Raw genomic sequence first — 15,457 nt, 5'->3', positions numbered from 1 at the left:
TATCATTTACTTTTTCAAGGAGTTCAATGCCAATTACTTAAGACTGAATAAGGAGTCAACGAATTCATGTTTGTCAAATACCTGTAAATCTTCCATCTTTTCACCCACCCCGATATATTTAACAGGTATTTTGAAGTTATTAGCAATTGCCAACACGACGCCCCCCTTGGCAGTGCCATCTAACTTGGTAATCGCGAGGGAACTCACTTCCGTGGCCGCCGTAAACTGCTTAGCTTGTTCCAGCGCATTTTGCCCGGTGGAACCGTCTAACACGAGCAATACCTCGTGCGGGGCATCCGGTATCTGCTTAGCCATGACCCGTTTAATTTTGCTCAATTCCTCCATCAGGTGCGCCTTGTTATGCAGGCGGCCCGCCGTATCGATGATGATGACATCCATATCCCTCGCTACACCGCTTTGAACGGTATCGAAAGCAACGGAAGCCGGGTCGGACCCCATGGATTGTTTCACGATGGGCACGCCGACACGCTCGCTCCAAACCGTTAGCTGGTCAACCGCGGCAGCCCTGAAAGTATCAGCAGCCCCTAGTAATACAGATTTCCCAGCCTTCTTAAAGTTATAAGCTAATTTACCGATGGTCGTTGTTTTGCCAACACCGTTGACACCTACCACCATAATTACGTAAGGTTTCTTACCCGGCGGCGTTTCAAAATCTTTATAATCGGGATCCGGGGCATCGATGAGCAAGGATGCGATTTCCTCTTGCAACACCTTATTTAACTCGTTAGTACCCAAATATTTATCTTTCGCAACCCGGGCTTCAATCTTCTCGATAATCTTGATGGTGGTATCGATTCCAACGTCTGCGCTCACGAGGGCTTCTTCCAAATTATCGAGCACTTCGGTATCTACGGTAGACTTACCGGCCACGGCCCTGCTAATTTTGGAGAGGAAACTTTCCTTGGTTTTTTGCAACCCTTGATCCAGGCTTTCTTTCTTTTCCCGGGAAAACAACTTATTAAAGAAACTCATACAGTCGAATTTAAGCCTAAGTCCAAGAGGTTCAGGCCAAATGAGCGTCTAAATTAGTGAATAAAAATGTAATGAATAAAAAAATCGCCACGGGGGCGAATTCCATCAATAGCCTTTGAAGCTTCTAGGTAAAACAAAAAGCCGTTCACCACAGGCGAACAGCTTTTATGCAGTATGATTAGTAAAGCCGAATTACTTTTCTTTCATGAACTCCTGCACTTTATCCTTGTGGATAATAGACTCTTTAAAGGTATACGCACCTGATTTTGGTGAACGTACAGCTTTAATTACTTTAGTCCATACCTTCGCGTCAGCTGCTGCTTTCGAGTCTTTCAGTTTTGAGTTTTTGGAAGCTGCTTTTGCCATTTCATTAAAAATTAATGGTGATCATTTGAGTTAATGCTGAATGTATTGTTGGCCGATTCCAACATTTCTTCGAGACCTTTAACCCGCTTACTTAATTTCTTTGTGAACAGTTACTTTCCTTAAAATAGGATTGTACTTTTTCAATTCGATACGTTCCGGAGTGTTCTTCTTGTTTTTAGTTGTGATATAACGAGAAGTACCTGGTTGACCAGAAGTTTTATGTTCTGTACACTCCAAAATTACTTGTACCCTATTACCTTTTTTTGCCATTGTTATGTATCAATTAAATTGCTTGATAAAAATTAGATCGTTTGACCAGCCGCACGTAAATCTTTTACTACAGCGTACAAACCTCTTTTGTTGATCGTCCTGATCGCATCAGATGATACTTTCAATGTAATCCAACGATCTTCTTCTGCCAAAAAGAAACGTTTCTTCTGCAAGTTAGGCAGAAATCTTCTCCTTGTCTTAATATTGGAGAAAGAAACATGGTGACCTGTGGTCGGCTTCTTTCCTGTCACCTGACAAACTCTAGCCATTTTCAAAAAAATTTTGGAATGCAAATGTGAGACTTTTTTGGCTAATAATCAAACATTGTGTTAATTATTTATCCACAATATTCAAATATTTGCCAATTTATCTCCCAACTGCAAGGTTAGAAAATAATGGGCCGTATCAATATTTATTTACAATAACTGCCACAAAGCAGTCACAATCAAGCAATTAAATCGATCACAACCTTATAAAAGAACTGCAAAGCTACGTAAAATTGCACTTAAACGAACAGCGTCTAGAATTCTTTGTTGTTCGGTGCCATGTTTCAGCAGTGCATCTTCATGCGAGGCCACGCACATTTCGCAACCGTTCAGGGCGGAAACCACCAGGCTCAACAGTTCAAAAAACTCCTTGCCCAAAACGGGGTTCGCCATGATGCTCATCCTGATACCTGCCGGGGCCGAAGTGTAAAATTCCTTGTTCACGAAATGGCGGAACCGGTAATACACGTTGTTCGTATTCATTAGCGAAGTGGCGCTAATCACTTCCGCGATCTCCTTGATATTTGCCCCTTCACGGGTTGCCAATTCTTTAAATGCAGCTTCAAGATCAGGTTGCTGCTCATTTACAGCAACCGCCAAACCGAGCAGGTAAGCTTCTTTCTTGCTGAGGGTAGCTGCATCAAGCGCATTGCTGATATTGATTTTCAAGTCCTTCAAGTACCTTGCATCCGCATCTGCCAAAGTTTGTAACCTGGGCGATACCTTCTCCTGGTCTAAACCTACCAAGGCTAATAACTGGTATACCGTATCAATCGTATTCGTAGCAAACATATAATTATTTTGTAATATTAAAAATTGTAAAGAAGGCGGCACGCAGGTGGCATCGATACCACCGGTACCGCCTTAATAAATTAAGCTACTTCCAAGGTAGCTTCACCTTTTTGCCAGTTGCAAGGGCAAAGCTCATCGGTTTGTAACGCATCCAGTACGCGTAATACTTCTTTCACGTTACGGCCAACGGAAAGGTCATAAACGGAAGTCCAACGCACGATACCTTGTGGATCAACGATGAAAGTTGCACGGTAAGCCACTTTCTCGTTCTCTTCCAAGATACCCAGCTCAGCTGCCAGTGATTTGGAAGTGTCGGCCAACATCGGGAACTTCAATCCTTTTAGATCTTCATGATCCCTTCTCCATGCCGCGTGTACGAACTCGCTATCCGTAGAAGCGCCGATCAGGATTGCATCACGGTCAGCAAAATCTTCAGCATGCTTGTTAAATTCAGCTATCTCGGTAGGACAAACGAAAGTGAAATCTTTCGGCCACCAGAACATTACCATCCATTTACCGGTTGCCTTTACAGCTTCCAATGAAATGTCTTCGAATTCTTTGCCTTTCTCGATAGAAACTACTGCCTTCTTGTTGAAATCAGGGAAACTTGTACCCACTGATAATACTGCGTTTTTCATGCTCTATTATTGATTTATTGTTTTGCTTTCTCAATTGCGACGCAAAATTGCCATTGTAAAACCTAAAAATCAAATAGATTTTTAAAGTTAAACTATCAAATTTATCTATACTTTTAAAAAAGTCTATAGACAATCATGCAATAAAACCCTTTACCCTGTTGGATTTAAGAACCCGGGAGCTGGCAAGCGGCACAAATAAGGGATTTTTTTATGTTTTAGGCTTAACCTTTTGGCACAGAATTTAGTTATATAAATAGCAAGTAAAAATTGGTAGGATATGAAAATTAGAACTGTACTTTTAGCAATTGTAACGATTGGCCTTGCCCTGATTCCGTTTTTCAAAAACAGTATCAACAAACAAGATGAATTTGATGCCACCCGCGATCTTTTCATCTGATATTGCGCCCAGGATCGACATAGTTTTACATCTTTTAGGCAACCCAGCAGTAATTGACCGTTTGCACTACTGTACCCGATTGAACAAGGATGGCAATGCCCATTGTTACGTTATCGCATGATTTAGAAATGTTCCGCCATGGAACCAGTCATTTGTTTGCTGCCCGGCTCGAAATGCTTCCAAATGGCCAAGGCTACCTTTCGCAATAATTGTTTTGCCTCGTTATCGCGACCCCAGCTTTGGTCAATGTTATTTTTAGTACAAATACAGTAAACATAATCGCCGGAGGGCGCATTTACCATGATCACCTCGGACCTGGATTCGTTGACAGCCCCATTTTTTGAGGCCGTACGGATGTTCTTCGGCACCATCGCCAAACCTTCTGTATCCCAAAAATTACGGGTAAGATTCCGGTACATGCGTTCACTTGTAACCGGGTTTATAAGTTCTCCCTTATAAATGCGCTTCATCAAATCTGCCATTTCTGACGGGCTGGTTTGTCCCCAACCGTAGAGCGCCTGGTTGGCCGCCCTACCCGGTGTCCTAGAATTTACACGGGTTATTTTATAGCCATGTTCTTCCAACCAGGTATTTATCCTGCTACCGCCCCCGGCCAATGACTGCAACCATAGGCTAGCCGTATTATCACTCATTGTCAACATCAACATCATTACCTTGCTTAGTTGAATCGTAGCTCCCTCCTTGAAGGAACCCAGGATATCTTCCCCAGGGTAGAGCAGGGAATCCTTGTAGATCAAGTCCTGGTGATATTGTAAACTATCCCGGTCGATCTTATTAAACACCCCTATCATAATCGGCACCTTGATCATACTGGCAGTTGGGAAAATGCTGTCTGCATTGATGGCAACGGTTTTGCCATTGCCGAGATGCTCCACGTAAATGCCTACCTGCCCGCGGAAGTCCTTTATAATCTGCGAGAGTTCTTTAGTGAGGGCTTTATCTGTTTTTTGAGCTAAAATTGCTTTTGATGCCAAGAGTAATGCGAGGAGAACCAGGATTTTTTTCATAGCTAAATAATGATTGTGCATTAAGATACATCAATAATCATGTAAATGAAATGGAAGCGCTGGAAAAACAAGGGGGCCCGGCATAAAAGCCCGCCCCACTGCCAATATTAACTCGAAACATCTTGATATGTTTATTCTGCCTTCACAAATACAACTTTACTTCCATCCGTATCACGGATAGCGTTCATATATTTGACGAATGCTTGGTAATCTGCCGCGGGGTATACTCCCTCTTTAAACTCTACCCTACGGTATAAATGCAGGATATCCCCTTCCAATTGCACATGGTAGGTGTATTTACCTACGGGGTTGTTGAGCGACACTTGCTTGGGTATTGTTTCCAGTTTATAACCTGCCGGAATTTTGATATTCACGGTATCTACATCTACATAAGCGTAGCTAAACTGGAAGTCAAACCTGCGTTCTTCCTTCTCTTCTAAAAATTTCGTCTTCTGTTTCGTGAGCATATTAGGCTCAACGAATAATCTTTTCCCGCTTTTTGTAACATAATTCCTTGCCAGCAACTCAAGGTCTTCCTCCAGTGCGGGCACTTCTTCCGGCGGGGGGATGGCATAATTATAGTTGACTAAGTCAAACGATGGCAAGTCTATCCTCTGCCGCAAATACTTGGTCATATCTTCCTTATTAAAAACCCGGTGGGCCATATAAGGATCATCATGTTGTAAGCCGGTATACATCGTTTTGGCAGAAAGTTTCACATTCCCACTTTGCGGGTCTATTTCAGCATTTACGATCCTAAGTTGTAAATTCTGATGGTTTTGATAAGCCGGCGTGTGTACCAATTTTCCACCGAAATCACCGTAAAGTAAAGTGGCACGGTCCGAAGTGAAGCCTCCCAGGTAGCCAAATTCTATATCTTGGCTCGTACATTCCAGCCAGGTGGTATCCCGCGCGGAAAATGGAACGCAAAGTATTACGTGGTTAAATTGGCTCGACGGGAAATCTTCCAATATAAACCCGCTATTATTCCCTGCATCGATCACGGAACAGTAAGCTTTGATCCCGGCTTCTTTGAGCAAAGCTTTCATGAAATTGGTCAAAGCTTTACAATCACCGTAATTATTTTCCGCCACATACGCTGCATCGTAGGTTTGCAGCCCACCGACGCCCAATTGCACACTAATATAACGGGTATTATTTTGCAGGTATCGGTATAAGATTCTAGCTTTTTCCTTAGGGTCTTGCACGTTGTCGGTAAGTTTGTGCACTACCTGTTTAACCTTTCCAGGTAATTCATCCCGTTCTTTATTCAGAGTATAAATAAATTTACCGAAGCTGTCCCAACTATCAACTTGGCCATCAAACTTCCCATACTGAAATTTCGAGCTGGCGATTAATACCAACGGGTATTTATCAACCTTGAACGCCTCCATTACCTCGGAAGGTTTCGCTTTGAAATTTTCGAGTTCCCAGGAATATGTCCAATTATTTTTGTGTTGCACCTTGGCAGGCACTCCCGTTATGCCAACTTGTTTATAGCGCAGGTTTCCATCCCCGGGAACTGAAACGTTAAAAGTTGCATGCTGTACGGAAACGTAATTACCCAAAACTGGCTGCCAGGTTGGAAGGAACAAGGCCGTGTTATAAGTTACATCCACATCGAACATGACGGTATAAGGATAATAACTTTGATAGAAGGTATATTTCTTAAACCTGGCATCTGACATCAAGGAAGCATCGTCTACACCGCTCAAATCGGAGATATCAGACTTTTTTAATTTTTTCACCTGCTTCCCCTGGGCGTTGTACAAGGCGCCCTGGATACTTTTTATCTCCTTCATCTTGCTGTAGTATTCATACAATGTTGCATAGTTCCTACCGCTTTCATTAAGAATTGTAATGGCATATTTATGTGAATACTTTACCGTACCGGGAGAAACGATTTGCACATCTTCGATGCTATACCGTACTACCGCGTCTGCCTTCTTCATTAAAGAATCGGGTATATTTCTAACATCGAGGTCAATATCCTGCGCGTAAGTATACGTGAGGCAGCATAAACTTGCTATAAATATTGTTAACTTCTTCAACATTTGATTTACGTTCTTCTGGAATTACTTTACATGGAACCGGCAACGGCGCCTTCTTTTTTCTTGAATACGATTTGTTCCGCGTGTTTTTTTACGATTACATCAAAGAACTGGCGTAGCGAGGCATAATCTTCACGGGCAAAGTTGGCTTTATTCAACTTAATCCGGGAACGCATCTGTATATAATTATCGCCTTTTTGCAAGAGGTATTGGAATACACCGTCGGCTTCATTTAGTTTAACAATTGTTGACTTCGGCACCTCTTCTATTTCGTACCCTTCGGGGATTGTAATATTGATCGTATAGTTCTCATCGATCGCGTAATCCATCTCTACCGGGTAAAACCTCTTTTCAGATTTGAAAGGGTTGCTTTTATAACTTTCCCCGAACATAGGGTTTAAGTAAATGATATCGCCCCCTTCTCCCGGCTCGCTAAAGTCGAAAGAAACTGATAATGGCTGATCCAACTGCTGCAACCTGTCCAGTTTGAACTTCGTCAGGCTAGCTTTTTCGCTGATAGCTTTTTTGTAGATTTTCTCAATAGATTCCGTCCCGTCTTTCTTTGAATTTTGACGGAGCTTAAGCGATTCAAAATATGAAGGTATCTGTTGTAGCGAACCTTTTATAGCTCCATCATTACCGATCACGATAAATAAATTCGTAAGTTTCTGTTGTAGCAATTTATTAGGATCAAAATCCAGTGGTTCTGCCCCTTCGCTCACGATCCGGGCGTGACCGTTGTAAACTTCGGGAGGCAACTTATTGAAACCGAGTTGATCATAAGAGGCATCGAGGTAGTAATAATTGCTATCCAGTTTGAGTTCTGCAATTGTATAGTTGAATTTGTCTACGATCGGGTATAATTCATAGGTTCGACCATGCGCCCTGGTGCTGAGCAAGACGGGATTCGAGAAGAAGCCGGCTTTTTGCAACATGGCCACCAACAAAAGGTTTAACTCAGTAACGGTTCCATTTTTACTTCTAAAAATTTCCTTTAGAGAACGGTCGATATACAAATCGCTATGGCTGGTGCAAGTATAATTGTCCCTCACGTATTTGTAAATATTCTTAGCCTTCTCAAGATTATCTTTCGCGTTCCAGGTCAATTCCTTCAACTGGTCTTCCAGGTAATTATTACCCTTCGACAGGTCGGCCCCGTAATAGTCTGATTTTAACAGGCTTTCCATCAAGCTGTTGTAAGTAGTTCGTACCGGTTTAAAGCCCTCGTTGGGCCAGCGGGTGCCAGAAAACTGGAAGGAAATCTGCGAAATATGGTTCATCGGCGTTGTTGTAAAGCTTTCGACCTTCAATGCCGGCAAATCCTTCATAACAAAGCGGTATTCGGTGATGCCCGCGTCTGCCCTGTAGGTATCGGAAGCACCGGCCCCGCGGGTATCGCGGAGGAGGAACATCTTTCTTCCATTCTTGGAATCCCTCAGGTGAAAAGGGAAATAACCTTGCGTTAGGAAAGTAAATTCAAAATACTGCGGGATCATAACATTATACTCGCTCCACAAGGTAGGAACGGAAGCCTTTTGAAATGACCAAGAAGGAATTTCATTCCAGTACGGCGAGCGGATGGTATAACTAAATTCGATAATAGAACCTTCCTTTACCGCCGGTAAAGTAAATTTCTTCACCATGTAGTTCTTGTTATACTTATCGGTAAAGACCTGGTCGTTATCCAACTTGGTAGTCACCACTTTTCCCCCTTCCAGGTTGTAAGTCGTACCCCTGATATTCAATACTTTTTCATATTCAGTATCTCCTTTATAAAAAAGCACCTCGATAGTGGATTCATCGAAGCCGTTCTTATTGAGAATATGAATGCGGCATTCCCTTTTAAAGACCACTTCGAAACCGTTATTGCCCCCATCGTAAATAGCCGATGCAACGTCTGCTATGACCACGGCGTTCGCAGAGCTATCAACGGGGTAAATTTTTTGTTTTAAATCATTCGCCGTTACTTTACCGAATTTAATACCGGGATTATCCTGGGAATGAACATTTAGAGTCAAAATAGTAAGTACAAGGATTACGGAACAAACAATCCTATTTTTTTGCTGAAACATAGTATAGGTTGATTAATTAAATGGGATAATTTTGCCAAAAATAAGAGAAAGTATTTTAAGATACTAATTTTTAGGCATATCTAACACAAAAGTCGTAGGGGTGCTAAACATAGAAAAAAATACACTTTTCGTTAAAGAACAAGCGAAAGCATTCGGTTTTGATCATTGCGGGATAGCGCAGGCAGCGGAATTAACCGGGGATGCCTTCCGCTTGGAAAACTGGCTGCATAAAGGGATGCATGGAGGGATGAAGTACATGGAAAACTATTTTGACAAGCGCATTGACCCCAGGAAGCTCGTTGATGGTGCAAAATCTGTTATTACTTTGTTACTCAATTATTACCCTTCGCAATTCCAGCAACCGGGGGCTCCCAAGGTAGCAAAATATGCATATGGAAATGATTACCATGAAATTATTAAAGAGCGGCTGAATAGTTTTTTACAAGTATTAAGATCCAAGTTAGGTGATATACAAGGTAGGGGCTTCGTAGATTCAGCCCCCGTGCTGGAACGAAGCTGGGCACAGCGAAGCGGCTTGGGCTGGATTGGAAAAAACGGGAACCTATTACATAAGCAAGCTGGTTCATTTTTCTTTATTGCCACTTTAATTGTAGATGTCCCTTTTTTATATGATGCACCTACGGGCGACTATTGCGGCAGCTGCACCCGCTGCCTCGAAGCCTGCCCTACCGGCGCGTTGGTATCGCCTAGCGTGGTTGACGGGAGCAAGTGTATTTCATATTTCACGATAGAACTTAAAGAACAATTGATACCGGGATCGATGCAAGGAAAATTCGAAGATTGGTTCTTCGGATGCGATATATGCCAAGATGTATGTCCATGGAATAGGTTTGCCAAGGCCCACCGCGATGAAGCATTCCGTCCTATCCCGGAAATATTGAACTTTTCAACCAGTGATTGGGAAGCCTTAACCGAAGAGGAGTTTAAAAATATTTTCAAGAAATCACCCCTGAAGAGAAGCAAGTATGCAGGTATCAGGCGGAATTTGAAATTTATCGAAACTAAGAATAGCGGCAAAGGCTAAATGCGCTGCTGTGCATTTTTAAACCATTACCGGGTTAAACCCTATCAAAATTTACACCTGTACCTTCTTCATCTTCGGCGCTAAGAAATGCATGGGCACCCAAGCGACTAGGTAAGCGGACCTACATATCACGAGCTCCACGCATCTTTCTAATACATAAGAAAAGGTTGGAAGGATATAAAGATGACTTGTAAAAACATCAAATTGCCATCAATGAAAACTTGATCAAATATTGTCATCACGGTGGAATGATCAACGGGAAGTTGCCCGGCAGTCCAATCCTTGTTCAAGGCGACGTTTTTACTAACCCTAACTTGTCCGGTTTATCGAGTTCCTCGCTAAGCGTTATCCGCCAGCCCATATTCGATACCGGTCAAGCAGCTACCGGGTTATTAACGAACGTGATAGAAATTAAGCGCCCTATCACGGAATCCGGTATAAAAATACTAGGTACGCATATGATTACCAGGGAATCTTGGCTTGGCAAAAAAAGCAGGGAAGTTTAATATATCCATTTTATTTATTTATATTTATTTGATTAAAAATATATTGAGAGGAAAATCAGTTTTTAATTTTTTTTACAAACAATTGAAAACCAAATTTTTATCTCGAAACCGGCCAATTAAATAAACCAAGGCTGTATCAAAACTGTTATTAGAATTGCACCGTGGAAAAACAGTGTCTAACCGTACACCGTGAGAACAGTATACAAATGAAACCATTATGCAAGCAAAAACTACCCCCGTTGAACGAAATATTTTAACTGAATTTCTAGAAACGTTAAGCCCCGAGCAATTGATACAATTCGAGGAATCCATGAAAAAACATGAGAATATCCAGGAATTGCTGCGGGCCATCGCGATACATAAAAATTCGACGGGCAGTAATAAAAACCAGGAAGCCGTTATCATCCCGATGAGCTTGCCGGAAGTGGATAGTAACCACCTGGAGGAAGAGCAAAAAATGAAAATGCTGACATATGTTGCCATAATTTTGCTCGTGACGAGCTGCATGGCAGGGTTCTTCGGTTACGCAACCTGGCGGAACCTGGAGGCCCAAAGCCAATTACATGGGCAACAAGGCCCGGCTGCACCTAATCACACGATCCTCGTAAAGCAATAAAGAAGATTTCCTACCCATCCACGTTTATTTGCGACAATTAGCTTCATAATTTGATGGACAGCAATAATTAATGGCCATTACAGGATGCCCATTTTATTTAAAAGGCCATCTAAATACTCACTAGCGTCAATTCAAACATTCACTAGAGCCATATTTCATTTTCATATAAAGAATTGGGCATTCGTTCAAACCCTTTACTACAGCATGTTTGACAGTTTTATCAAGATTTTTTTTCAATTTTTTGAAAAAAAGTTGACTTTTTTATAACCCATAATTTCAAAAAAAGACATTTATAAGTAGAAAGAGTAATCCATCTCACGTTCAAACGGTTTAAATTAGGTTAGACGTAATGTGCGGGCCTATAATCTTATAGGCCCCATCTTTTTAAAAGATAAATGGAACGTACTCATATTTTGCTACAAACAATAATTGATACTTATTATAAAAAATTGGAGGAATCAAAAACCAACTATCTGTTATGAAACACGAATTAAAGCCTGACATTGTTATCAATGTTGCTAATCATAGCATAGCAATGAAGTTCTCAATACATGACAATACCAATAAATTCGGCTGTCTACGTGCGCCTACAGGGTCATAAAACTGTAAGCAAACTATCTTGATATAGAAACTATGGATATAAATGGGTATTCATTTAAATAAAATGGTAACCATTCATGTAATTGGAAATTATTAAATCTACTCCTCAAGAACTACCAAACCACTTGTAATGGAATGATCTCAAAACATCGACAAACTCAACATAGATATAGGTTTTACCCATTCAATGTTGTTTTATTTAATGGTGGTTTTTATAGCAGCGCCGTTCACGGCGCTGCCACTTTTTAGATGTACAAAACCCCGTAAACTTTCAACTGCCTGAAAGTTTACATGTTTATACGTACATTTGCACAGTCAGGAAGTATTGGCTAGGCCATGCAAAACCAATTGTTAAAATTTTGTTGAAATTTGGATCATGCCAGCTTATTGCTGTTCGAGAATAACAACTAATCAACAACACCAACTTCAGCTCAATACCCTGCAAAAAACTGATCAGCCCACCTGCGCGGGCAATTTCACATAATCATTCGTTAACCTGTATAAGCTATCATCAATATTATTGTAGGCTTAACAGGATTTTAACTTGACTAGTTTTTTATTTATCAATTATATTTGTGTCAAATATTAGTTATGGCAGTAGAGAAAACAAGCGACATTCTGTTCAACACGATCGATGTGACTATGAAAAAATACCGTCAATTGATCCAGCAATCATTGGTAGCCCACAACGTAGATATCACGATCGATCAATGGATGGTGTTGAATGCGTTTAACGATGCCCCGGATGCTACCCAGCAACAAATTGCAAATACGATCAACAAGGATTACGCTTCTGTAACCCGTATGATCGAATTGTTAGTGCAAAAGAAATTGTTGAAAAGAACAGCCCACGCAACAGACAGGCGTAGGTTCAACCTTGCAATCACTAACCAGGCAGCGAACTTGCTAAAAGAATTACAACCCGTAATGAAAGCTAACCGTAAAGTAGCTTTGAAAGGCATCAAATCTCAAGATGTCGAGCACCTGAATAATTTGTTGATTAAGATCATCAACAACTGCGAACAATAGTTCATTCGCCCCTTTACAAAAATTAAACGACCGGCAGTTAACCAGCACTGCCTGCATCATATTGAAAAGCCCATGGATACATGTTCCATGGGCTTTTGTATATAAAATTGGTGTATATGATGCCTACCTGGTTTTATATGAGCGTATGTATTCACTCGGCGACAAGCCCGTAGTTTTCTTGAATACCCGGTTGAAGTTAATCGCGCTATTGAAGCCCGTTGCATAAGCAATGCCCGCGATACTTGAAAAGTCCCCGCTAATAATTTTCTTGCAAGCCTCGTTAATCCTGATCTCGTTCAAGAATGCCATATACGTTTTGCGGGTATGCTTTTTAAAATATTTACAAAATGCATGCGGCGTAATGTGTGCAATGGCGGCCACCTGCTGTAATGAGATTTGCTTATCGTAATGCTCCATCGTATACTGGAAAATGTCATTCATCCGTATGCCCTCTGAATCAGGGAAAGAGTATTTAGAAAAGCCGGTGGATAACGATTTCCACTCTTTTATTTCTTTTGAAAAGTGTTGTAATAATTGCAAGAAACTCATCAACCTATTAAACCCGGAACTACTGCTCACCTTCTTAATCAAAGGCGCCAACTCATCTTGAACCCGTAAGTCCAACACTTGTAACCCGTGCTGTGTTTTATCAAGAAATTTCTTGATATACTCCATTTCTTGCAGATGTAGCAAGTTCTTCAAAATCCTTTCGTGGTCAAAGAATATATGGATGGCATGTGCATTGTCATCTTTCATATTTAAAAAATGCAGCGGGTCGGATTTAAAGATATGGGGCTGGTTAGCTCCCATTACATACACGTTCCCCGGCTCGAAAGACTGGGTGTAGTTACCAGCAATCAAGGTGCCTGATCCTTTAACGATCAACGTTACCTGCATTTCTTTGTGCCGGTGCAAGTAATTATAAAAATTTGGCAAGATGTCTTCTTCTACCACGACTGAATCATCGGTAGACATTGGCACGGTAAATTGAATGACTTTCACTAACTAATATTAATCAATATTTCCGAAACCGACCAAATACAGGATAATATTTGTTTATCCTTTAACAATTATTGTTTGCCAAGCCTTCGGTTGATTTCCTTGTTAATTAGCTGTAATTCCCTTCCTGTTTCACCGGATACGGCACTATTTTCCTGTGCCCGGCGCATCAGGTAGGGTACCACGTCTTCAAGCGGTCCATATGGCAAATACTTGCTGGCATTGCAGCCCTTTTTAGCCAAATTAAACGTAAGATGATCGCTCATCCCGTATAATTGCGAGAAATGAATATGGGGATGCTGTATGGATACACCCTGCTTTTCAACCACGGAAGTGGCCATGGCAGCGCTTTCCTCATTATGGGATGCAATAATTATCGAGCAGTGATCCAAATTTTGAAGCGCCAATAAAATAGCAGCGTCAAAATCCCGGTCACTCGACTGCTTGTCTACTTGTATCGGTGATTCGTAGTTCATGGCTATGGCCCGCGCCCTTTCCTTTTCCATGTAAGCGCCACGGACAACCTTGGCGCCGAGGATCAACTTATTAGTCCCGGCCCATGCCAAGTTGCTTTCGAGGAATGACAAGCGGTCATGGCGGTACATTTGGTAGGTATTATACACGGCGCAGAAACCCTGGTTGTAATTTGCCATAGCCTGCAAGGCCAATGCATCGATCGTATTTTGAATCCAAGATTCCTCGGCATCGATGAGTACACCTACTTTACAGGCTGCCGCTTTATTGCAAATCCTGTCCAGCCTTAGCAAAACCTGCTGCCATTCCTGCAATTCGGAGATGCTGAGTACAGTGGTATCGACCTGTATCGAAGGATCGAACTTTATACAATCGTTGAGTTTTTCAAGGAGGGCAAAACGGGCAAAACCGGTAATTTTAATCCCGATAAAAGGAATGTTGGATTTTCCTGAAGCAAACTCCAGTAGCTTAATAAACTCTAGCGTAACTTTCTCGAAGTCATCTTCAGATTCCTTTCCTTCAGCCCCGTAATCCATAATTACCTGCACGTTAAAATCATTCAGCTTATCCACAACGGCGCTTACCTCTTGCAAGTTCTCGCCCCCAACGAACTGTTTGAAAATCGTTTTACGTAGTAGCCCCCTTACCGGCAAGTTCCATTCTATCGCCAAGGGAGTAAACCGCGTGGCCAGTTTTACAAGGCTGGGCATCCCCATCATATTAAATAAGAAGCGTGCTTTCTTTAATTCGGCATCCGATTTATAAGCAAAAGCTGTTTCCGTATCCGAAAAAAGCTGAACTGGTTGATTTGACATGAAATAATTTGCAGATTTTTTGCAAATGTTAGAAAGGAAGTCCATTTCACCAAGAAGCAGGCAATTATGGATAATTCTTGGATAATTTAAGCAACAATTTGTATAAAAAAGCCCCCTACCAAGGTAGGGAGCTGGATTGTTTCGGTGTTTGATGATTACTATAAACTGTATAATTTTAAGCAAACATACGAAGACTTCCTATACCGGAAAACTATTTGCAAAATCTGTTTAGCATTGGACTATATAATTCATTTTATAAATAAAAATTAAGTAAGTGCACTAATAAAATATTTTAAATTAGAAATCATTGTTGTCCGACTAAAATTGTATCAAATTTACTTGGATTCCTTACCTGCTCAAGGACATAAGCGAAGGATGATACGTTCAAAACCCGGGTTTACCCCGCCAAGAGAACCGTGGAACTTCGCACCGTTGATAGCGAAGGGAAGCTTGGCCATACAGTAGTACAAAAGCCGGATCGAGCGATCAAATTGGCGGCC

The 15,457-nt window shown here is 41.5% G+C and carries 15 protein-coding genes; 4 read left to right on the top strand and 11 right to left on the bottom strand.

Annotation, left to right across the window (positions count from 1 at the left end):
• Positions 1 to 33 precede the first annotated feature (33 nt).
• From ftsY to COR50_RS13790, 9 genes are all read right to left on the bottom strand, one after another.
• Positions 34 to 993, bottom strand: a complete 960-nt coding sequence (gene ftsY / locus COR50_RS13830; RefSeq protein ID WP_098194533.1) for a signal recognition particle-docking protein FtsY — start codon at positions 991 to 993, stop codon at positions 34 to 36.
• A gap of 192 nt (positions 994 to 1,185) precedes the next feature.
• A complete protein-coding gene (locus COR50_RS13825; RefSeq protein WP_098194532.1) occupies positions 1,186 to 1,359 on the bottom strand; it encodes a DUF4295 family protein in 174 nt (57 codons plus the stop codon).
• A gap of 87 nt (positions 1,360 to 1,446) precedes the next feature.
• Entirely contained in the window at positions 1,447 to 1,629 is a 183-nt protein-coding gene (gene rpmG / locus COR50_RS13820; protein WP_098194531.1) for a 50S ribosomal protein L33, read from the bottom strand.
• 32 nt (positions 1,630 to 1,661) lie between these two features.
• A complete protein-coding gene (rpmB, locus tag COR50_RS13815) occupies positions 1,662 to 1,898 on the bottom strand; it encodes a 50S ribosomal protein L28 (RefSeq protein WP_098194530.1) in 237 nt (78 codons plus the stop codon).
• Positions 1,899 to 2,099: 201 nt separating this feature from the next.
• Positions 2,100 to 2,687, bottom strand: a complete 588-nt coding sequence (locus COR50_RS13810) for a carboxymuconolactone decarboxylase family protein (protein ID WP_098194529.1) — start codon at positions 2,685 to 2,687, stop codon at positions 2,100 to 2,102.
• Positions 2,688 to 2,767: 80 nt separating this feature from the next.
• Positions 2,768 to 3,325, bottom strand: coding sequence for a peroxiredoxin (locus COR50_RS13805; RefSeq protein ID WP_098194528.1), 558 nt, complete (start codon positions 3,323 to 3,325; stop codon positions 2,768 to 2,770).
• A gap of 519 nt (positions 3,326 to 3,844) precedes the next feature.
• Positions 3,845 to 4,750, bottom strand: coding sequence for a serine hydrolase (locus COR50_RS13800; protein ID WP_098194527.1), 906 nt, complete (start codon positions 4,748 to 4,750; stop codon positions 3,845 to 3,847).
• A gap of 131 nt (positions 4,751 to 4,881) precedes the next feature.
• Positions 4,882 to 6,804: a DUF3857 domain-containing protein gene (locus COR50_RS13795; RefSeq protein WP_098194526.1), complete on the bottom strand. Its 1,923-nt coding sequence runs from the start codon at positions 6,802 to 6,804 to the stop codon at positions 4,882 to 4,884.
• A 26-nt stretch (positions 6,805 to 6,830) separates the two neighbouring features.
• Positions 6,831 to 8,873: a DUF3857 domain-containing protein gene (locus tag COR50_RS13790; protein ID WP_098194525.1), complete on the bottom strand. Its 2,043-nt coding sequence runs from the start codon at positions 8,871 to 8,873 to the stop codon at positions 6,831 to 6,833.
• Positions 8,874 to 8,973: 100 nt separating this feature from the next.
• Here COR50_RS13790 and queG point away from each other — a divergent pair, with 100 nt between their 5' ends.
• The 4 genes from queG (at position 8,974) to COR50_RS13770 (ending at position 12,669) form a co-directional block, all read left to right on the top strand.
• Positions 8,974 to 9,918, top strand: coding sequence for a tRNA epoxyqueuosine(34) reductase QueG (gene queG / locus COR50_RS13785; RefSeq protein WP_098194524.1), 945 nt, complete (start codon positions 8,974 to 8,976; stop codon positions 9,916 to 9,918).
• 221 nt (positions 9,919 to 10,139) lie between these two features.
• Positions 10,140 to 10,424: a hypothetical protein gene (locus tag COR50_RS13780; RefSeq protein WP_157760841.1), complete on the top strand. Its 285-nt coding sequence runs from the start codon at positions 10,140 to 10,142 to the stop codon at positions 10,422 to 10,424.
• 217 nt (positions 10,425 to 10,641) lie between these two features.
• Positions 10,642 to 11,040 carry a hypothetical protein gene (locus tag COR50_RS13775; protein ID WP_098194522.1) on the top strand — a complete coding sequence of 133 codons (399 nt, stop codon included), beginning with the start codon at positions 10,642 to 10,644 and terminating at the stop codon, positions 11,038 to 11,040.
• Between the two features lie 1,191 nt (positions 11,041 to 12,231).
• Positions 12,232 to 12,669, top strand: a complete 438-nt coding sequence (locus COR50_RS13770; protein ID WP_098194521.1) for a MarR family winged helix-turn-helix transcriptional regulator — start codon at positions 12,232 to 12,234, stop codon at positions 12,667 to 12,669.
• Between the two features lie 123 nt (positions 12,670 to 12,792).
• Here the strand turns inward: COR50_RS13770 and COR50_RS13765 are convergent, their stop codons facing one another.
• A complete protein-coding gene (locus COR50_RS13765) occupies positions 12,793 to 13,671 on the bottom strand; it encodes an AraC family transcriptional regulator (RefSeq protein ID WP_098194520.1) in 879 nt (292 codons plus the stop codon).
• 68 nt (positions 13,672 to 13,739) lie between these two features.
• Positions 13,740 to 14,957, bottom strand: coding sequence for a proline dehydrogenase family protein (locus tag COR50_RS13760; protein ID WP_098194519.1), 1,218 nt, complete (start codon positions 14,955 to 14,957; stop codon positions 13,740 to 13,742).
• Between the last annotated feature and the right edge of the window lie 500 nt (positions 14,958 to 15,457).

It is taken from the genome of Chitinophaga caeni, assembly GCF_002557795.1.
GTDB classification, from domain to species: domain Bacteria; phylum Bacteroidota; class Bacteroidia; order Chitinophagales; family Chitinophagaceae; genus Chitinophaga; species Chitinophaga caeni.
This window is presented reverse-complemented; position numbering and strand designations above follow the sequence as displayed.